The sequence below is a fragment of the Pseudomonas sp. AC239 genome (genome assembly GCF_979258545.1).
Genome location: NZ_OZ409864.1, coordinates 1,200,398 through 1,219,553, shown reverse-complemented (window position 1 = coordinate 1,219,553; position 19,156 = coordinate 1,200,398). Strand labels below are relative to the sequence as shown.

At 62.0% G+C, this 19,156-nt stretch carries 22 protein-coding genes; 13 read left to right on the top strand and 9 right to left on the bottom strand.

Annotation, left to right across the window (positions count from 1 at the left end; all coding sequences use genetic code 11):
* Positions 1-9 precede the first annotated feature (9 nt).
* The 4 genes from ACZ0AZ_RS05625 to ACZ0AZ_RS05610 form a co-directional block, all read right to left on the bottom strand.
* Positions 10-1,275, bottom strand: a complete 1,266-nt coding sequence (locus ACZ0AZ_RS05625) for an ABC transporter permease (protein ID WP_463537064.1) — start codon at positions 1,273-1,275, stop codon at positions 10-12.
* 1 nt (position 1,276) lies between these two features.
* A complete protein-coding gene (locus ACZ0AZ_RS05620; RefSeq protein ID WP_129999716.1) occupies positions 1,277-1,987 on the bottom strand; it encodes an ABC transporter ATP-binding protein in 711 nt (236 codons plus the stop codon).
* A 139-nt stretch (positions 1,988-2,126) separates the two neighbouring features.
* Complete coding sequence (locus ACZ0AZ_RS05615; protein ID WP_129999717.1) at positions 2,127-2,720, bottom strand: DUF2796 domain-containing protein; 594 nt, start codon at positions 2,718-2,720, stop codon at positions 2,127-2,129.
* A gap of 153 nt (positions 2,721-2,873) precedes the next feature.
* Positions 2,874-3,440 (bottom strand): hypothetical protein, encoded by a 567-nt coding sequence (locus ACZ0AZ_RS05610; RefSeq protein ID WP_129999718.1) that lies wholly within the window; start codon positions 3,438-3,440, stop codon positions 2,874-2,876.
* A 128-nt stretch (positions 3,441-3,568) separates the two neighbouring features.
* Between ACZ0AZ_RS05610 and ACZ0AZ_RS05605 the strand changes: the two genes are divergently transcribed.
* Entirely contained in the window at positions 3,569-3,928 is a 360-nt protein-coding gene (locus tag ACZ0AZ_RS05605) for a hypothetical protein (RefSeq protein ID WP_039761903.1), read from the top strand.
* A 4-nt stretch (positions 3,929-3,932) separates the two neighbouring features.
* Here the strand turns inward: ACZ0AZ_RS05605 and trxA are convergent, their stop codons facing one another.
* The 3 genes from trxA to ACZ0AZ_RS05590 form a co-directional block, all read right to left on the bottom strand.
* Positions 3,933-4,805: a thioredoxin gene (gene trxA, locus ACZ0AZ_RS05600; RefSeq protein WP_463537063.1), complete on the bottom strand. Its 873-nt coding sequence runs from the start codon at positions 4,803-4,805 to the stop codon at positions 3,933-3,935.
* Between the two features lie 187 nt (positions 4,806-4,992).
* Positions 4,993-5,646, bottom strand: a complete 654-nt coding sequence (locus tag ACZ0AZ_RS05595) for a class I SAM-dependent methyltransferase (protein WP_463537062.1) — start codon at positions 5,644-5,646, stop codon at positions 4,993-4,995.
* Positions 5,643-6,107 (bottom strand): YbaY family lipoprotein, encoded by a 465-nt coding sequence (locus ACZ0AZ_RS05590; protein ID WP_463537061.1) that lies wholly within the window; start codon positions 6,105-6,107, stop codon positions 5,643-5,645. The genes ACZ0AZ_RS05595 and ACZ0AZ_RS05590 overlap by 4 nt, the downstream gene beginning before the upstream one ends.
* A 128-nt stretch (positions 6,108-6,235) precedes the next feature.
* Here ACZ0AZ_RS05590 and nrdR point away from each other — a divergent pair, with 128 nt between their 5' ends.
* From nrdR to ACZ0AZ_RS05530, 12 genes are all read left to right on the top strand, one after another.
* On the top strand, positions 6,236-6,700 hold the full coding sequence (nrdR, locus tag ACZ0AZ_RS05585; RefSeq protein ID WP_007910946.1) for a transcriptional regulator NrdR: 465 nt from the start codon (positions 6,236-6,238) through the stop codon (positions 6,698-6,700).
* Entirely contained in the window at positions 6,697-7,830 is a 1,134-nt protein-coding gene (ribD, locus tag ACZ0AZ_RS05580) for a bifunctional diaminohydroxyphosphoribosylaminopyrimidine deaminase/5-amino-6-(5-phosphoribosylamino)uracil reductase RibD (protein WP_463537060.1), read from the top strand. Before nrdR ends, ribD begins: the two co-directional genes overlap by 4 nt.
* 47 nt (positions 7,831-7,877) lie before the next feature.
* A complete protein-coding gene (locus tag ACZ0AZ_RS05575; RefSeq protein WP_039761896.1) occupies positions 7,878-8,540 on the top strand; it encodes a riboflavin synthase in 663 nt (220 codons plus the stop codon).
* Between the two features lie 21 nt (positions 8,541-8,561).
* Entirely contained in the window at positions 8,562-9,653 is a 1,092-nt protein-coding gene (ribBA, locus tag ACZ0AZ_RS05570; RefSeq protein WP_083367795.1) for a bifunctional 3,4-dihydroxy-2-butanone-4-phosphate synthase/GTP cyclohydrolase II, read from the top strand.
* Positions 9,654-9,743: 90 nt separating this feature from the next.
* A complete protein-coding gene (gene ribH / locus ACZ0AZ_RS05565) occupies positions 9,744-10,220 on the top strand; it encodes a 6,7-dimethyl-8-ribityllumazine synthase (protein WP_003228649.1) in 477 nt (158 codons plus the stop codon).
* Entirely contained in the window at positions 10,217-10,717 is a 501-nt protein-coding gene (nusB, locus tag ACZ0AZ_RS05560) for a transcription antitermination factor NusB (protein WP_008053839.1), read from the top strand. The genes ribH and nusB overlap by 4 nt, the downstream gene beginning before the upstream one ends.
* Positions 10,718-10,744: 27 nt before the next feature.
* Positions 10,745-11,710, top strand: coding sequence for a thiamine-phosphate kinase (thiL, locus tag ACZ0AZ_RS05555; RefSeq protein ID WP_039761887.1), 966 nt, complete (start codon positions 10,745-10,747; stop codon positions 11,708-11,710).
* Positions 11,707-12,210 (top strand): phosphatidylglycerophosphatase A family protein, encoded by a 504-nt coding sequence (locus tag ACZ0AZ_RS05550; protein WP_039761886.1) that lies wholly within the window; start codon positions 11,707-11,709, stop codon positions 12,208-12,210. Before thiL ends, ACZ0AZ_RS05550 begins: the two co-directional genes overlap by 4 nt.
* A gap of 25 nt (positions 12,211-12,235) precedes the next feature.
* Positions 12,236-12,973: a substrate-binding periplasmic protein gene (locus ACZ0AZ_RS05545; RefSeq protein WP_463537059.1), complete on the top strand. Its 738-nt coding sequence runs from the start codon at positions 12,236-12,238 to the stop codon at positions 12,971-12,973.
* Between the two features lie 243 nt (positions 12,974-13,216).
* The gene (gene ribA, locus ACZ0AZ_RS05540; protein WP_024014485.1) at positions 13,217-13,834 is read left to right on the top strand and encodes a GTP cyclohydrolase II; all 618 of its coding nucleotides are present in this window, start codon (positions 13,217-13,219) and stop codon (positions 13,832-13,834) included.
* Positions 13,831-14,250, top strand: coding sequence for an MFS transporter (locus ACZ0AZ_RS05535; RefSeq protein WP_434766858.1), 420 nt, complete (start codon positions 13,831-13,833; stop codon positions 14,248-14,250). Before ribA ends, ACZ0AZ_RS05535 begins: the two co-directional genes overlap by 4 nt.
* On the top strand, positions 14,250-15,050 hold the full coding sequence (locus ACZ0AZ_RS05530; protein ID WP_129999726.1) for a cobalamin-binding protein: 801 nt from the start codon (positions 14,250-14,252) through the stop codon (positions 15,048-15,050). Before ACZ0AZ_RS05535 ends, ACZ0AZ_RS05530 begins: the two co-directional genes overlap by 1 nt.
* A gap of 137 nt (positions 15,051-15,187) precedes the next feature.
* Here ACZ0AZ_RS05530 and ACZ0AZ_RS05525 read toward each other — a convergent pair whose 3' ends face one another.
* Both ACZ0AZ_RS05525 and dxs read right to left on the bottom strand, forming a co-directional pair.
* Complete coding sequence (locus tag ACZ0AZ_RS05525) at positions 15,188-17,068, bottom strand: TonB-dependent receptor domain-containing protein (RefSeq protein WP_463537058.1); 1,881 nt, start codon at positions 17,066-17,068, stop codon at positions 15,188-15,190.
* Between the two features lie 165 nt (positions 17,069-17,233).
* Positions 17,234-19,132 (bottom strand): 1-deoxy-D-xylulose-5-phosphate synthase, encoded by a 1,899-nt coding sequence (gene dxs / locus ACZ0AZ_RS05520; RefSeq protein WP_463537057.1) that lies wholly within the window; start codon positions 19,130-19,132, stop codon positions 17,234-17,236.
* Between the last annotated feature and the right edge of the window lie 24 nt (positions 19,133-19,156).

The following is a 19,156-nucleotide window of genomic DNA, read 5'->3' as shown; positions in this document are numbered from 1 at the left end:
TGAACATCCTCATAAACGGATCGACAGGCCATCGGCCAATGATTGGCGATACGCGCGCCAGGCCGGCACGCTGCCCATCAGCAGCGCGGCCGCCAGAATGCCACCGAGCAGCGTCCATTCATACTCGCTCGGCCATGCAAGTGGCAGGTACAAACCGTAATTGGCCTGCACGTACCCTTGCGCAGCGGCGATGCCGACGTACAGCAACGCCAGCCCGGCAATCACCCCGGTCAGCGCCAGGGCGAACGCTTCCAGCACCAGCAGGCTTGCGATGTGCCACGGCCGTGCGCCTACCGAACGCAGAATTGCCATCTCGCGGCGGCGCTCGTTGAGGCTGGTGAGAATCGCTGTGAGCATGCCGATCAACCCGGTCAGCACGACGAACAGCGAAACCACGAACAGCGCTTTTTCAGCGGTGCTCATCAGGCTCCACAATTCCTGCAACGCCACGCCCGGCAGGATCGCCAGCATCGGCTCGCCACGGTATTCGTTGATCACGCGTTGCAGGGCAAAGGTGGAAATCTTGCTGTTGAGACCGAGCATGAACGCAGTGATCGCTTGCGGCGTGAGGTCCATGTTGCGCGCCTGATCGGCGCTGATCCGCCCATTGCCGCGCGCCGGCACACCGTTGTGCCAATCGATGTGAATCGCCTCCATACCGCCGAGGCTGATGTGCAACGTGCGGTCCACCGGGGTACCGGTGCGCTGGAGGATGCCGACCACGGTGAAGGGTTTGTCGTCGTGCTTGACCAGGCTGATCGCCGCCACGCCGTGGGCCAGTACCAGTTTGTCGCCGAGCTTGTAGTGCAGCGCTTCGGCGACTTCGGCGCCGAGCACCACTTCAAAAGGATCGGTCGCGAACGCGCGACCGTCGGCCAATGCCAAGTGCTGCTGGCGCCCGTATTGATAGTGCTCGAAGTAGGCTTCGGTGGTGCCCATTACGCGATAGCCGCGATGGGAGTCGCCGAGGGACATCGGGATTGCCCACTTCACTTTCGGATTGTTGGCGAAGTGTTCGAAGCTGTCCCAGCGAATGTTGTTGGTAGCGTTGCCGATGCGGAACACCGAATACAGCAGCAGGTTTACCGAACCGGAGCGGGCACCGACGATCAGGTCAGTGCCGCTGATGGTGCTGGCGAAACTCGCCTTGGCTTCGGTGCGCACGCGCTCGACGGCGAGCAGCAGGCACACCGACAGGGCAATGGCGAAGGCGGTGAGCAATGCGGTGAAACGGCGGTTGGCCAGGCTGGCCATGGCCAGACGAAACAGATACATCTCAGACCTCGGCGGACGTGGCGGCGCGATTGAGTTCGGCCAGGGACAGATGACGGTCGAACAGCGGCGCCAGGCTCTGGTCGTGGCTGACGAACAACAGACTCGATCCGGCGTCGCGGCACTCGGCAAACAGCAGGCGAATGAAGTTCTCGCGGGCGTCGTAATCCAGTGCCGAGGTCGGTTCGTCGGCGATCACCAGTTCCGGTTGGCCGATCAACGCACGGGCGGCGGCGACCCGTTGTTGCTGGCCGATGGACAAGGAATCGGCGCGGCGACTGAGCAGGCTTTCATCCTTCAGGCCCAAGTGCGCGAGCAACGTGGCGGCGGCTTGATCGACGCTGCCGTGGCGCTGTTTCGCTCGTTGCGCGCGCAGTTTCGAGAAGTGACACGGCAACTCAACGTTCTCGCGCACCGAGAGAAACGGCAGCAGATTGAATTGCTGGAAAATGTAGCCGGTGTGATCGACACGGAAGGTGTCGCGGGCGCCAGCGGAGAGTTCGGTCAGCTCTTGGCCGAGGAGGCGAATGCTGCCGCGACCGGGCTTCTGCACTCCGCCGAGCAGGCCGAGCAGGGTGGTCTTGCCGCTGCCGCTGGGGCCTTTGAGAAACAGGGTTTCGCCGGCTTCCAGACGAAACGCCGGGATGTCCAGCAGCGGCGGGTGACCGGGCCAGTTGAAGCCAAGGTCGGAAAGTTCGATGAGTGCTTGGGTCATGGCACCGATTTTCATGAAGTGAACACATAACCCTGTGGGAGCGAGCCTGCTCGCGAAAGCGCTGGGTCAGACACCCACATGTCAGCTGACACGCCGCCTTCGCGAGCAGGCTCGCTCCCACAGGGGATTTCGGTGGATTCTAGAATTTCAGCGCAGCCGACTTGGCCGTGACTTCCGTACCTTGCTGGCCGCTGGCGCTGATCAGTTGTACCTGAATCTTCTGCGTCGCCGGGAAGGTCTTGAAGACGTTCGCAAGATCCAGCGTGTTCAGCGCCCCCGGTGTGGCGCAGCTGAATTGGTAATGCGCATGGATCTCGCTGTGGTCGTGGTGATGCTCGTGACCGTCCTTGTCTGCCTCATCTTCGTCGTGATCATCGGCGTCCGGCTTGTCGCCGAACAGCGGGCTTTCCAGTTCCTGGCTGACCACTTTGCAACCGGCCGCAGCGGGCAGACTGAACAGGGCCAATGGTTTTTCCAGCTGCGCGCGAGCGGCAGCGACTTTGGCCTTGTCGGCGTCCGACGTGGCCGCGTGTTCAAAACCTACCAGATTCATCGCCGGGCTTTCCAGCTCCAGCTCCAGGGTTTGCCCGTCGAGCGCGGCGTTCAGCCGACCCACACCATGCTCATGCGCGCCGAGGCTGCCATGCTCATGATCGTGATCGTGCTCATCCACCGCATGGGCAGCGGCCAGCGGCAACAGGGCAAACGGCAAAGCAAGCAGCAAACGACGCATGACGAACTCCGAAAAATGAAAAGTTTGTTATGTAATCTTATAACGAAGGTGCGCAGAGTGTGCCCGTGCGTTTGAGATTGCGCAAGACATGGCTAAGCACCGCCCGGGATGAGTTCGCGGGCGGTGCTGGGATTGGATGTCATGCTTGCAGAATCAGAAGCCTGCGCCGGGATAGTCGAACCAATAGTGTCCCGAAAGAACATCGTTGATCAGATTTGCGTCGAGCACGCTCGGGGCATCGCGACTGAAACGCTGTCGCCAAGCCGGAAGCCACCAGTAGTTGATGGCTGTTCCGCGCGGAAATACCACCAGAGTCAGCACCTCCTTATCCATTTTGCCCTGCGTGTAGAGTTGATGACTGCGATCCATCAGGGCCATGTACTGGTCGATTGGCAGTCTGAACATCAGTGCGATGGTAAAGATTTTTTCACTCTGACTGAACGCAGGACTCTGCAGTACCCGCAATGCTTCGCAAGTGTGTGAATTCGGTTGACTCGCTATGCTCTGGCCTTCGGGGGTTGAAAGTATGTCGAAACGATCATCCATGTCTCGCCAGTCGGTCCGGCTATTGCGCTCAAAGTAATCACGAATAACAAGGGTCAGTGGACCTCCAGTTTCCCCGTCAGCGGGACAAGCCGAAAGATCGGCAGGCAACCAGATGCGCCATGCCACGATGAGCAAAAACGGAATTATGAGGAAGAGCGAATAAGGGCGTTTCATTACATGGTGCTGTGAGAAAAAGAACACTGTAGATGAATGCCCGATAACCGCCACACTGGACGACTTTACTTGGCGTTGCACAAGTCCCATGGGAGCATGCAGGTCAGAAAAATGCAGGAGCGAACTTGATGTTGCGGATACGCGGAACGGTCGGCGAGGTGCCGGTGGATTTGACGGTGGAGCTGGATGACAGCGATTGGGCGAGGCTCGGTTCGGCGTTGAGCGGGCAGGCGCCGGTCGCGCAGTCTGAGGCGGTTGCGCCGGCTCCGGCGGCGAAGCCGGTGAATCAGGATGATGCGCTGTGGCAGGCGGCCAAAGACTTGTTGCGCAACGCCGGGCAACTTAGCGGGCCGGATCTGCTCGATCAGTTGGAGGCGCTCACCGGCAGTGCGGCGGCGGGCAAGCGTTTGCTCGTGCGTTTGCGCCACAGTGCCGATGTGAAAGTGGCGAGCGGCGGGGATACGCCGCTCTATAGCTGGATCGGGTAAGGCCTTAATACAGCGCCGCAAACACTTTGCGACGGTAAGCCGTCACCAGCGGATGATCATTGCCCAGCAGTTCGAACACCTGCAGCAAGGTCTTGTGCGGCAGGCCTTCACCGTAGCTGCGGTTGCGGATGAACAGTTTGAGCAAGGCGTCCAGCGCCGCTTCGTATTGCTGGCGTGCCAGTTGCTGGATCGCCAGTTGGTACACCGCTTCATCGTCCTGCGGATTTTGCGCCAGGCGGCTCTTCAGGTCGGCAGCGTCCGGCAGGTCGCGGGCGAGGCCGAGGAACTGGATCTGCGCCTTGGCCCCAGCGAGTGCGGCTTTGTGCTCATCGCTCTTGACCGCGTCGAGCACGGTTTGCGCTTCGCCCAGCTCACCGCGTTCGGTCAGGCAGCGTGCATAGAGGATCAGCGCCTTGGCGTTGGTATTGTCTTCACTGAGCAGGGTCACCAGTACCGCTTCCGCCTCGGCGAAGTGACCGTCGTCGAACATCGCCTGAGCCTGTTCGAACGGGTCGGCGGCGGCCGGCGGCGGCATTTGCACATGCGGTTCCAGCAGCGCGCGCACGGCGGATTCCGGTTGTGCGCCAGCAAAGCCGTCGACCGGCTGACCGTCCTTGAACAGCACCACGGTCGGCAGGCTGCGAATGCCGAAGCGGGCGACGATGTCCTGCTCGATGTCGCAGTTGACCTTGGCCAGCAGCAACTCGCCCTGATAGCTCTCGGCAATGCCTTGCAACATCGGCATCAACGCCTTGCACGGCGCACACCATTCGGCCCAGAAATCCACCAGCACCGGTTTGTTGAAGGAGGCTTCGATCACCGACTGGTCGAAATCGGCAGTCGTGGCGTCGAAGATGTACGGCGTTTGCTGACTCATGGGGGATCTCGTCGAAGAAGCTTGGAATGGGGCAACTATACGGCTTGGTGGGGGGTGGCCGGAAGCGGGGCGGGTTCGAGAGCTGTGTTGCATGGGCGGACGCCTTCGCGAGCAGGCTCGCTCCCACAGGGGATTTATGAACGACACAGATCCAGTGTGGGAGCGGGCTTGCCCGCGAAGCTTTTAGCTAGCGCCGTGCATGGTAGAGGCTGACATGTCTGAATTCCTCAGGCTCGGCCAGATCCGGCAAGGTCATCGCTTCGAGCATTTCAATTCGCTCATACAACGGATGACGAAAATCCCGCACCCGTGAATCCGCCACCAGCGCCTCGCGTCCGCGACTGAGAAACGCGTCGAGCAGCGGCAAGTTCGCCCGGTCGTACAACACGTCGGCAACCAGAATCAGATCGAAGCGATCGGCCTCGGCAAAGAAATCCGTCGAATAGCTCATCTGCACATCGTTGAGCTCGGCGTTCGCCTTGCACGCGGCGATCGCCAGCGGATCGAGATCGCAGGCCACCACTTCCACCGCTCCGGCCTTGACCGCCGCGATGCCGGCGATCCCGGAACCAGCACCGAAATCCAGCACGCGCTTGCCGCGCACCCAGTCGGGAAACTGCGCCAGATAACGCGCCACGGCCAAGCCGCTGGCCCAGCAAAAACTCCAATAGGGCGGTTCATGCAGGATGCGCTGGGTTTCTTCCTGGCTGAATTCGCGGGCCATGTTGTCGCCGTCGATCAACCACAGCTGCAAATCAGTGCCGGGCAACGCACAGGCTTTCAGTCTGGCGTCGCCGAGCAATTCCCCCAAGGCCTGTTGCAGGTCGGGCGGTGCTGTCATGGCGCTTTGACGAATTGCAGCTGGCCCAACGCCTGAGTGGTCGGTTGAGTGATGGTCTGCGACGGTAGATGCAGGATCAGTTGCCCGGACTGGCTGGCGCGACCGCGCAACTCAACCCGTGCGCCGGCCGGAAATGCCTCGGGGTTGAAGCGCAGGTGAAACGGCAGGACCTGGTTGTTGCCGATCAGGCTGGAACTGGCGAGCAATTGTTGCGGGCGATCCTTTTCGTCGATCACCAGCAGCGCCAGTTCGACTTCGGCGCCGGCCGGCACGCCTTGCAGGGTGCCGCTCAGTTCGCGCTGATGCGCGGGCAGCGGGCCGAGTTCGGCGGCCTCTTTGGCTTTTTTCTGCGCCTGCTGCGGGGCGGGGCCCGGGGTTGGCGGTTGCGGCTTGGGTGCGTCGCTGCCACAGGCCACCAGCAGGCTGAAAAGACTGAGCAGAACGAGCGGACGTAACGGCATTGGAGGCTCCGGCAGAATGAATTCCATGGATCAGACGATCATGCCGTTCTGTATACCGCAAAGCCTATGGCTTGTCTTGCCACGGGGATGCGCTACCATGGCCCTCCCATTTTTTGTTGCCAGCCACCATGCACTGTCCCTTCTGCGGTGCCAACGACACCAAGGTCATCGACTCGCGTCTGGTCGCCGAGGGCGAACAGGTGCGCCGCCGGCGTGAATGCCTGGCCTGCGGCGAACGTTTCACGACGTTCGAGACGGCCGAACTGGTGTTGCCGCGCCTGATCAAAACCGACGGCAGCCGCCAACCGTTTGACGAAGAAAAACTCCGCGCCGGCATGCAACGCGCGCTGGAGAAACGTCCGGTCAGCGTCGAGCGCCTCGAATCCTCTCTGGTTCACATCAAGCACAAGCTGCGCGCCACCGGCGAACGCGAGGTCAAGTCCCTCGTGGTCGGCGAACTGGTGATGGCCGAGCTGCAAAAGCTTGATGAAGTCGCCTACATCCGCTTCGCTTCGGTGTACAAACGCTTCCAGGACCTCAATGAATTCCGCGAAGAGATCGACCGCCTCGCCCGCGAACCGGTGAAAGAATGACCACTGCCGCCGAGCAGGCGATCCTCGACGCCCACTTCATGGCTCGTGCGCTGGAACTGGCGCGCAAGGGCCACTACACCACCCATCCCAATCCGCGAGTCGGTTGCGTGGTGGTGCGTGACGGCCAGATTGTCGGCGAAGGCTGGCATGAGCGCGCCGGCGAACCCCATGCCGAAGTCTACGCCCTGCGCGCCGCCGGCGAGCAGGCCCGGGGCGCCACGGCGTACGTGACCCTCGAGCCTTGCAGCCATCACGGGCGCACGCCGCCGTGCGCCGACGCCTTGGTGACCGCTGGCGTTGCCCGGGTCGTGGCGGCGATGCGTGATCCCAATCCGCAAGTCGCCGGGCGCGGTTTGCAGCGCCTGGCTGATGCCGGTATCGCCACTGAAAGTGGTGTGCTGGAGGCTGAGGCACGCAAGCTCAATCAAGGTTTTCTGAAGCGCATGGAGCATGGCTTGCCATTCGTGCGGGTCAAATTGGCCATGAGCCTCGACGGTCGCACAGCGATGGAAAGCGGCGAGAGCCAGTGGATTACCGGCCCGGCGGCGCGTTCTGCGGTACAGCGTTTGCGCGCTGAGGCGGCGGTGGTACTGACTGGCGCCGACACGGTGCTGGCCGATGGTGCACGCTTGACCGTACGTCCTGACGAGTTGGGCTTGAACGCCGAGCAAACCGCGCTGGCCATGAGTCGCCCGCCCTTGCGCGTGTTGATCGATGGCCGCCTGCGGGTGCCGCTGGATGCACCGTTTTTCAAGGCCGGGCCGGCGCTGGTCGCCACCTGTGTCGCGGTCGAAGAGCAATACGCCAATGGCCCGGAATGCCTGATCGTGCCGGGTGACGACGGCCAGGTCGATCTGCATCAATTACTCATCGAACTGGCTCATCGTGGCACCAACGAGGTGCTGATCGAGGCAGGCCCGCGTCTGGCCGGAGCCTTTGCGCAACTGGGGCTGGTCGACGAATTCGTGATCTTCATTGCCGGCAAGTTTCTCGGCTCCACGGCGCGTCCGCTGCTCGACTGGCCGCTGGCGCAGATGAAAGATGCGCCGGAACTGAAAATCACTGAAATCCGCGCGGTGGGCGATGACTGGCGAGTCACTGCGATCCCTGTCCCTGCAGCCCGCGTATAATTCCCGGCCATCGCGTTAGCGCTGGCCTCGTTCTCAAGGAGAACCGCATGTTCACCGGCATCATCGAATCCATCGGCAGTATCCGCGCACTGACCCCCAAGGGTGGTGATGTGCGGGTTCACGTCGCAACCGGCAAGCTCGACCTGAGCGACGTCAAACTCGGCGACAGCATCGCGGTCAACGGCGTTTGCCTGACCGCCGTCGAATTGCCGGGCGACGGCTTTGCCGCCGACGTCAGCCGCGAAACCCTTGATTGCACCGCCATGAATGACCTGAAAAGCGGCAGCCCGGTCAATCTGGAAAAAGCCCTGACCCCGACCACTCGCCTCGGCGGGCATCTGGTCAGCGGTCATGTCGATGGTGTCGGCGAAGTGGTATCGCGCAGCGACAATGCCCGCGCCGTGGAATTTCGCATCCGTGCGCCGAAAGAGCTGGCCAAGTACATCGCCCACAAGGGCTCGATCACCGTCGACGGCACCAGCCTGACCGTGAACGAAGTCGATGGCGCCGAATTCATGCTGACGATCATTCCGCATACCCTCAGCGAAACCATCATGGCTGCGTACAAGCCGGGCCGCCGGGTGAATCTGGAAGTCGATCTGCTGGCGCGTTATCTGGAACGTCTGCTGCTGGGTGACAAGGCCGCCGAGAAGACTGCCGGCAGCACGATCACCGAAAGCTTTCTGGCCCAAAACGGCTACCTCAAATAATTCAAAAGAAGGGGGTGCCTTGTGGCGCTCAATAGCATCGAAGAACTGGTTGAAGACATCCGCCAAGGCAAGATGGTCATCCTCATGGATGACGAAGACCGCGAGAACGAAGGCGACCTGATCATGGCCGCCGAATGCTGCCAGGCCGAACACATCAACTTCATGGCCAAGCACGCCCGTGGCCTGATCTGCATGCCGATGAGCCGCGAGCGCTGCGAGCTGTTGAAGCTGCCGCTGATGGCGCCGCGCAACGGTTCCGGTTTCGGCACCAAGTTCACCGTTTCGATCGAAGCCGCCGAAGGCGTGACCACCGGCATCTCCGCCGCCGATCGCGCGCGCACTGTACAAGCGGCGGCTGCCAGGGACGCCAAGGCTGAAGACATCGTTAGCCCGGGCCACATTTTCCCGCTGATGGCCCAGGCCGGCGGTACGCTCGCTCGCGCCGGCCACACCGAAGCCGCTTGCGATCTGGCGCGCATGGCCGGTTTCGAGCCGAGCGGGGTGATCTGCGAAGTGATGAACGACGACGGCACCATGTCCCGTCGCGCTGAACTCGAAGCTTTTGCCGCTGAACACAACATCAAGATCGGCACCATCGCCGACCTGATTCACTACCGGATGATCCACGAACGTACCGTTCAGCGGATTGCCGAGCAGCCGCTGGATAGCGAACTGGGCCAATTCAACCTGGTGACCTATCGTGATTCGGTGGAAGGCGACGTGCACATGGCCCTGACGCTGGGCACTGTCTGCGCCGAAGAGCCGACTCTGGTCCGGGTACATAACATGGACCCGCTGCGCGACCTGCTGATGGTCAAGCAACCGGGCCGCTGGAGCCTGCGCGCCGCCATGGCTGCGGTCGCCGAGGCTGGCAGCGGTGTGGTGCTGCTGCTCGGTCACCCGCTTGATGGTGACGTGCTGCTGGCGCATATCCGTGAAACCGGTGAGCAGGCAGCGCCGAAAAAACCGACCACCTACAGCATTGTCGGGGCCGGCTCGCAGATCCTGCGTGACCTGGGCGTGCGCAAAATGCGCTTGATGTCGGCACCGATGAAGTTCAATGCGATATCCGGTTTCGATCTGGAAGTTGTAGAATACGTGCCCTCCGAATAATGACCGGCTGTTTCCGGACTCCAATTCGCGGCAAATAATCACTGAGGGACGCGTAGCAGACGCGTCCCGGCTCTTTAAGAGAACTGACGAATGACCCTGAAGACCATCGAAGGTACCTTCATCGCCCCTAAAGGCCGCTACGCTCTGGTAGTGGGCCGTTTCAACAGCTTCGTGGTTGAAAGCCTGGTCAGCGGTGCCGTTGATGCCCTGGTTCGCCACGGCGTGAGCGAAAGCGACATCACCATCATCCGCGCACCCGGCGCCTTCGAAATCCCGCTGGTTGCGCAGAAAGTCGCCCAGAAAGGCGAGTTCGCAGCCATCATCGCCCTTGGCGCGGTCATTCGTGGCGGTACTCCGCACTTCGAATACGTGGCTGGCGAGTGCACCAAAGGCCTGGCCCAGGTCTCCATGGAATTCGGCGTACCGGTCGCGTTCGGCGTGCTGACCGTCGACTCTATCGAGCAAGCCATCGAACGTTCCGGCACCAAGGCCGGTAACAAAGGTGCCGAAGCTGCCCTGTCCGCTCTGGAAATGGTCAGCCTGCTGGCGCAGTTGGAGGCCAAGTGATTAGCGACGAAAGCGATCGTTTCAACCCGCGCGATCCGAAACCTGCGGATGCCGGCAAGCCGTCGAAGAGCGTCAAGCGTCGCGAAGCCCGTCAGCTCGCGACTCAGGCGCTGTACCAGTGGCACATGGCCAAGCAATCGCTGAACGAGATCGAAGCGCAGTTTCGCGTTGATAACGATTTCACCGATGTCGACGGTGCCTACTTCCGTGAAATCCTTCACGGGGTTCCGCAGTTCAAGACCGAAATCGACACTGCCCTGACGCCTTGCCTGGACCTGACGATCGAAGAGCTGGACCCGGTTGAACTGGCGGTTCTGCGCCTGTCAACCTGGGAGCTGCTCAAGCGCGTCGACGTGCCTTACCGCGTTGTGATCAACGAAGGTATCGAGCTGGCCAAAGTGTTCGGTTCGACCGACGGCCACAAGTTCGTCAACGGCGTGCTCGACAAGCTGGCCCCGCGCCTGCGTGAAGCTGAAGTGAAGGCGTTCAAGCGCTGATCGGCGCTTGAATACTTTTTCTCGGCCATGGGCGAGTTTGAGCTGATCCGCAATTTCTTCGCCGCCGCGCCTTGTGCGCAGGGCGGCGAAGGCGTTGCTCTGGGGATCGGCGACGACTGCGCCTTGCTGGCGGTTCCCGTTGGGGAACAGCTGGCGGTTTCTACCGATACGCTGGTGGCCGGTGTGCATTTCGCCGACCCCTGCGATCCGTTTCTGCTCGGTCAGCGCTCGCTGGCCGTCGCGGTCAGTGACTTGGCCGCCATGGGCGCCGCGCCCGTTGCCTTTACCCTTGCCTTGACCTTGCCGACGGTAACTGCCGATTGGCTGCAAGCCTATGCCCGTGGTTTGAACCGCATGGCGCAAAGCTGCGGCGTCGCGCTGGTCGGTGGCGACACCACGCGCGGGCCGTTGAGCCTGACGGTCACCGTGTTCGGCCGCGTACCCGCTGGCCAGGCCTTGACCCGCAGCGGCGCGCAGCCCGGTGATCTGCTTTGCGTCGGCGGCGAACTGGGCAATGCCGCCGGCGCCTTGCCGCTGGTACTGGCCCAACGTGATGCCGAAGCGCATATCGCCCAGCCGCTGCTCGATCATTACTGGTCGCCACAGCCGCAACTGGCCCTCGGTCAGGCCTTGCGGGGCAAAGCCACAGCGGCGCTGGACATCTCTGACGGCCTGCTCGCCGACTGCGGTCATATCGCGCTGGCGTCGAAGGTGCGACTTGAGATTGAACGCGAGCGTGTACCGTTGTCGGATGCTTTAGTCGCGTTTCTCGGTCAGCGCGGTGCCGAGCGTGCGGCATTGAGCGGTGGTGATGATTACGTACTGGCCTTCACCTTGCCGTCCGCCGGGTTGCCGGCACTGCTGGCCGACGGCTGGCCGATCCATGTGATCGGGCGCGTGGCGTCTGGCCAGGGCGTGGTACTGCTGGACCGCGACGGGCGCGACATCACTCCGCAGATTCGCGGCTACCAACATTTTCAGGAGACACCGTGACAGATCACCCGAAACAGGTCCCTGCCGAATTCGTGCCTCCGTCGGTCTGGCGCAATCCTTGGCATTTCCTCGCGTTCGGCTTCGGCTCCGGCACCCTGCCCAAGGCGCCGGGCACGTGGGGCTCGCTGGTGGCGCTGCCGTTCATTCCGTTGTGGCAGATGCTGCCCGACTGGGGCTACTGGCTGATGCTCGGCATCACCATGCTGTTCGGCTTCTGGCTGTGCGGCAAAGTCGCTGACGATTTGCGTGTGCACGACCACGAAGGCATTGTCTGGGACGAAATGGTCGGCATGTGGATCACCCTGTGGCTGGTGCCGGAAGGCTGGTACTGGTTGCTCGCGGGTTTTCTGGTATTCCGCTTCTTCGATATTCTCAAGCCGTGGCCGATCCGCTGGATCGACAAGCACGTGCATGGCGGCGTCGGCATCATGCTCGACGACGTGCTGGCCGGTGTGTTCGCCTGGCTGGCGATGCAAGGGCTGGTCTGGGTATTCGCCTGATTCGACTCACGTGAGGAAACACGCAATGCTGCGACGCGGGTTGGCCCTGCTGCTTCTGGCTCTGCTGGGCACGTTCGCCCAGGCGCAGGCCGCCGCGCCTGTGCCTGCGGTCATCCATCTGGCCAGCGAAGACTGGGAGGACTACACCGCTGCCGACGGCCATGGTCTGGCTTGGGACGTGTTACGCAAAGTGTACGAACCGGCCGGTGTGAAGCTGGATATCCGCACGGTGCCGTACACCCGTTCTATCGGCCTGGTGCAGTTGAAGGAAGTCGACGCATTGGTCGGCTCCTACCGCGACGAGGCCGAGCAGGTGCTGTACCCGAAGTGGAATTTCGATTCCGATCACGTCTACGCGCTCGGCCTGGCCAGCAGCCTGCCGCCGACCCAGGCGACTTTGGGCAAATATCGTCTGGCCTGGGTGCGCGGCTACCGCTACGACAACTACCTGCCGAATATCAAACGTTTCAACCAGATCGAACGGCGCACCGGTATTTTGTTGATGCTCAAACAGGGGCGCGCGGACTATTACATCGACGCGCTGACCGAAATTCAGGCCGTCATGCGCGACGCAGCGGATCCTGCGCAGTACCGTTATACGCATCTGGCCGAATTGCCGCTGTTTCTCGGTTTCGCCGATACCCCACAGGCTCGGGCGTTGATGGCGCTGTATGACCGGCGCATGGCCGAACTGGTGCAGAGCGGAGAGTTGAAACCGATCTTCGAGAAGTGGCAGCAGCCGTATCCGTTTGACGCTAACTGAAGCCCAACACAAATCCCCTGTAGGAGTGAGCCTGCTCGCGATAGCGGACTGACATTTAACAATGATGTCGCCTGATCAACCGCTATCGCGAGCAGGCTCACTCCTACAAGGGACCGATGCAGGGCAGTCTGTCATCAAACTTTTTGATGGTTATGCCCGATAATTCAGCCTAAGCGTCTACAGGAACCTGCTGTTACAATGCCGGCCTGCGAATTTTCAGTCTTCTAGATCAGGAGCACATCGGTGCCTGTCGTCTTCGTCGCCGCTTCCAAGCTGCCAACGCCTTTTGCGCAATTCACCATGCACGGCTTTCTCGATGAGAGCACCGGGCGTGAGCACGTCGTGCTCAGCCTCGGTGAAATTGCCGACGGCGCCCCGGTACTCGGTCGCCTGCATTCCGAATGCCTGACCGGTGATGCCTTGTTCAGCCAGCGCTGCGACTGCGGCTCGCAACTGGAAGCCGCGTTGCAGGCGATTGCCCGCGAAGGCCGTGGCGTGCTGCTGTATCTGCGTCAGGAAGGGCGCGGCATCGGTCTGCTGAACAAGATCCGCGCCTACGAATTGCAAGACGGCGGCGCCGACACCGTGGAAGCCAACGAACGCCTGGGCTTCGCCGCCGATCAGCGCGACTACGCCATGTGCCTGCCGATGCTTGAGCATCTGGGCGTGAAATCCCTGCGCTTGATGACCAACAACCCGCGCAAGGTCAAAGCGCTGACCGACATGGGCATCGTCGTCGCCGAGCGCGTGCCGCTGCACACCGGGCACAATCCGCACAACAAACTCTACCTGGCGACCAAGGCCAGCAAGCTCGACCACATGATGGGCAACGAACATCAGGGCGAGGTCGACCGCGCGTGACCCGCGGCCAGGTACGGCGGCGGTTGGCGGTGGCCTGGTGGCAATACCTGGCGCTGGCCCTGTTGCCGCTGTTCGTGCTCAACGCGTTGTTTGGCGAAGGCCAAGGCCTGCTGCCAGTGCTGGCGATGCCCTTGTTCATCGCCGGCGTCGCCTCGATGTTTGTCAGCCTGAAGTATTTCTCACGTTACAAACATGCACTGATTGCCACGCAAAAAGCCCTCGATACCGCCGATGAACCCGCTGCCTGGATCGCCCTTGCGGCGCGTCGGCGTGCGGCGTTGCTGGTGGCGTCTTTGCCGGCATGGATTGGCGCACTGGCGGTATTTGTCGGCCTCGAAGCCGTGCCGTTGATGCTGCTGGCGCTGTCCACCGCCGTGCTGTTCTACCTCTACCGTATTCCGCGTCAACTCGGTTGATGCCTCGCCTGTGGCTGGCGCTTCTGCTGCTTGCCCTGAGCGGCCCGGTGCTGGCCGCATTGCGGGTGGTCAGCCTAGCCCCGTCGCTGTCTGAAATCGTCGTTGAGCTGGATTCCGCCGACCTGCTGGTCGGCGTGCTGGATGCCGGCGAGCGGCCGGCGGCGATTGCCGATGTTCCATCAGTGGGCCGCTATGGCCAGCTCGATATGGAGCGCTTGCTTAGCCTGAAACCGGATTTGTTGTTGCTCTGGCCCGGCAGTGTTGGCGCGGGGCAGCGTGATCAGCTCAAGCACCTGAACATTCCCACCTTCGTCGCCGAGCCGCACACCTTGACGCAACTCGCCGCGCAGATCGAAGCCATTGCCGAACAGCTCGGGCGTCCTGAACGTGGGGCGGAACGAGCAGCGCAATTGCGTGAACAACTGGATGACCTGCGTCAGCGTTATCGTCGTGATGTGCCGCTGCGGGTGTTCTATCAGGTCTGGGACAAGCCGCTGTATACCGTTGGTGGCGGGCAGATCATCAGCGATGCGCTTGAGGTGTGCGGTGCGCGCAATGTGTTTGCCGACCTGAATCTGCCAGCGCCGCAGGTGAGTATCGAGGCAGTATTGCAGCGTGATCCCGAAGTGATTGTCGCCGGTGATCAGGCCCAGCTAGGGGCGTGGAAGGCCTGGCCGCAGGTGGCAGCAGTCAAGCAGGGGCGGTTGTTGCTGGCCACTGACAAAGGCCTTGAGCGACCGAGCGGGCAGATGATCAGCGCCACCGCCAAACTATGCCAATTGATCGCGCCGGATCGGTAGACCGCATCGCCTGTATTCTCGAGCAGGCTCGCTCCCACACTGGATTTGCGGTGAAAACAAAAGCTGTGTCCGCACTCAGTCTATTGTGGGAGCGAGCCTGCTCGCGAAGAGGCCTGCCAACCAACACAAATCTCAGTTCAGAGTTCAGGGGTCCACGTCACCCCAAACATCCACGCCCGACCTTCCTCGCGATAGCCATACTGCGCGCCGTCATAGCTGTAGTTCGCCCGGCTGTAACCCTTGTCCAGCAGGTTATCCACCTTCAGATCCAGCTTGATCTCACGGTTCAGCGCCCAACTGCTGCGCAGCCCGAGCGTGCCGTAGCCGCCCAGCGACTGGGTGTTGTTCAAGTCATCGTAACTGCCGCTGACTAACTGCCAACTGGCGCCGAGTCCCAATCGATCGAATTGCCGATCCACATCCCAAGTGGCCGTGCGCCGCGCCCGTCGCGCCAAGGTATGCCCGGTATCGCGATCACGGGGATCGATGATTGCTACGCCAAGATTGCTCTGCCAGCCAAACAGCTCCTGCTTCAACGCTGCTTCAAAACCGTTGATGCGCGCTGACGCAACGTTCTGCGGGCGGGAGTTGCTGCCGAAGATGATCGCGTCTTCCAGGTCGGTGCGGTAAATCGAGGCTTCCAGCCGCGCGCTGTCGCTCAACTGGCTGCGCCATTGCAGTTCGTAGCTTTTCGAAGTTTCCGGTTTCAGGTCGCGATTGCTGAAATCCGGGTAGTACAGGTCGTTGAAGGTCGGCGCGCGGAAACCTTCGCTGTAGCTCAGCAGCACGTCGTTGTCCGGGTTCAGCGGCAGGGTGAAAGTGCCGCTCCAGGTGTTCTGGCTGCCGAACTGCTGGTTGTCGTCGTGGCGCAGGCCGATCTCGGTAGAGAAGCTGTCGGCCTGGTAGCGATGCTGGATGAACGCGGCGCGATTCCAGCGGCTGTCCTCGTCAAACGCAGTGCTGCTGTTGACCCGGTCTTCGTACCAGTCGCCGCCCAGGATCAGGCTGTTGCGCGCGTCCAGCGTCAGGTCGTTCTGCCAGTTCACCGAGTCGCGATAAGTGTTGAACACCGTTCGCTCGTCGCTGAGCTTGTCGAAGGTCTTTTCGCGGTTTTCGCTGTGGCCGAATTCAATGCGGGTTTTCCAGGTTTCGTTGACCCGCGCATCGACATAACTGCTGATGCTGCTGACATTGAAATCACTGTATGGCTGCTGTTGCACCGACTCGAACGTGGCCATGTCGAAGCGGCCGAACGGATTGTCGAATTCGCTCCTGCCACGGTTATCCAGCAGATTGGCGCCGACTTCGACGTCATCGGTCAGCGCGTGGCTGAGGCTCAGGCTCAGGGATTTGTTGCGGTAGGCGTCATGGTCGCTGTCGCTTGGATACGACTCGTGGGTACGGTCGATTCCGGCCGTTTCGTCGAGGCTGGCGCCGAGGTTGAAGCGGGTTTTCTCGTCGCCGCCGGACAAGCCGAGGCTGCGTTCCCATGTCTGCTGACTGCCAAAGCCCAGATGCAGGCGTGGCTGCAAGCCTTGCTCGGTGCCGCGCCGGGTGAAGATCTGGATCACCCCGCCAATCGCGTCGCTGCCGTAAATCACCGAGCGCGAACCGCGCAGCACTTCGATGCGCTCGATCTGCTCGATGTTCAGATGTTGCAGGTTGCTGTCGCCGGAAGTCGAGTTGCCGATGCGCTGGCCATCGACCAGCACCAGGCTCTGCGCCGATTGTGTGCCGCGAATGTAGATCCCCGGCAGACTGCCGCGCCCGCCGGTCTGCGCCACTTGCACGCCGGGCACGCGCCGCAGCAGATCGGGCACGTCGCTGGGTTGCAGGCGATCAATGTCTTCGCGGGTGAACACGGTGTTGGCGGCGCTGCTGTCGTTGCGCGCTTCGACCTGACGATTGGCGCTGATCAGCGTGTCCGGCAGCTTCAGCGCCTGATCGCGTTCGAAGGTGTCGGCGAGGGCGCTGGCGGTTGGCAGCAGGAGGAAGGGCAGGGCGAGGCGGAGGTTCATCGGTGGTCCGTTAGAAATTGCAGATGTACACATGTTTTATGCTTCCACAAAACACTGTGGGAGCGGGCTTGCCCGCGAAGAGGCCGGTACATTCAACATCGAGGTTGAATGTGCCGAAGCCTTCGCGGGCAAGCCAGCTCCCACAGGTATTGTGTGTTCAGCGAGTTAGCGGGCGAGCAATGCCAGGCGCTGGCGAATCGACGCTTCGATTCCGGCCTCATCGAGCCCGCATTCGGCGAGCATCTGCGCCGGTTTCGCATGCTCGACATAAATATCCGGCAAGCCCAGATGCAGCATCGACTTGAGGATGTTCTCGCGGGCGAGGAATTCGCTGACCGCGCCGCCGGCGCCGCCCATGATTGCGTTCTCTTCGATGGTCACCAGCAGCTCGTGGCTACCGGCGATCTCGCGCACCAGCGCTTCATCCAGCGGTTTGACGAACCGCATGTCGACCACGGTGGCGTTGAGTTTCTCGGCGACTTTCAAGGCTTCGCTCAGTTGCACGCCGAACACCAGCATGGCGACCTTGCTGCCCTGACGACGAACGATGCCCTTGCCGATTTCGATCGCTTCGAGATCTTTTTCGATGACTGCATTCGGCCCGCTGCCACGCGGGTAACGCACCGCCGCCGGGCCGTTGTAGAGGTGGCCGGTGGTGAGCATCTTGCGCAGTTCGTTTTCATCGCTCGGGGTCATGATGACCATCCCCGGGATGCAGCGCAGGTACGACAGGTCGTAGCTGCCAGCGTGGGTCGGGCCGTCTTCGCCGACCAGACCGGCACGGTCGATGGCGAACAGCACGTCGAGGTTCTGCACCGCGACATCGTGCACCAACTGGTCGTAACCGCGTTGCAGGAACGTCGAGTAGATTGCCACCACCGGTTTCGCGCCTTCGCAGGCCATGCCGGCGGCGAACGTCACCGCGTGCTGCTCGGCAATCGCCACGTCGAAATAGCGCTCGGGGAAACGCTCGCTGAACGCCACCAGATCCGAGCCTTCCTTCATCGCCGGGGTGATCCCGACCAGCCGCGCGTCAGTCGCGGCCATGTCGCACAGCCACTCGCCGAACACTGCCGAATACTTCGGCCCGCTGGCGACTTTCGGCGCAGCGGCCGGGGCGTCCAGAGGTTCGAGTTTGGTGATGGCGTGATAACCGATCGGGTCGACTTCCGCCGGGGCGAAGCCTTTGCCTTTCTTGGTGACGATGTGCAGGAACTGCGGGCCTTTGAGATCGCGCATGTTGCGCAGCGTGGCGATCAGGGTCGGTAGGTCGTGGCCGTCGATCGGGCCGATGTAGTTCCAGCCCAGTTCTTCGAACAGGGTGCCGGGGACCAGCATGCCCTTGGCATATTCTTCGGTGCGACGGGCGATTTCCCAGGCGCCGGGCAGGCGCGAAAGGACTTTCTTGCTGCCCTCGCGCATGCTCGCGTAGGTGCGGCTGGACAGGATCTTCGCCAGATAATTCGACAACCCGCCGACGTTGCGCGAGATCGACATATCGTTGTCGTTGAGGATCACCAGCATGTTGGCGTTGACTTCCGGCGCATGGTTGAGCGCCTCGAAAGCCATGCCGGCGGTCAACGCGCCGTCGCCGATCACGGCGATGGCTTTGCGATCGCTATCCTGCAGGCGGGCGGCAATGGCCATGCCCAGCGCGGCACTGATCGAGGTGCTGGAGTGGCCGACGCCAAAGGTGTCGTACTCGCTCTCGGAGCGGCGCGGGAAGGCGGCAATGCCGTCCTTCTGACGCAGGCTGGCCATGCGCTCGCGGCGACCGGTGAGGATCTTGTGCGGATACGCCTGATGCCCGACGTCCCACAGCAGACGGTCGTCCGGGGTGTCAAAGACGTAATGCAACGCGATGGTCAGCTCGATCACGCCCAGGCCGGCACCGAAATGCCCACCGGTCTGGCCGACCGTGTAGAGCAATTCCAGGCGCAACTCATCGGCCAGGGTTTCCAGCTCGGCTTCGCCTAACCGGCGCAGGCCGTCCGGCGTGTTCGCACGGTCGAGCAGGGGCGTGGTCGGGCGCTTGCGGGGAATCTCATGAAACGTCGTGGGCATCAGGCGAATCGTTATAGGTATAAA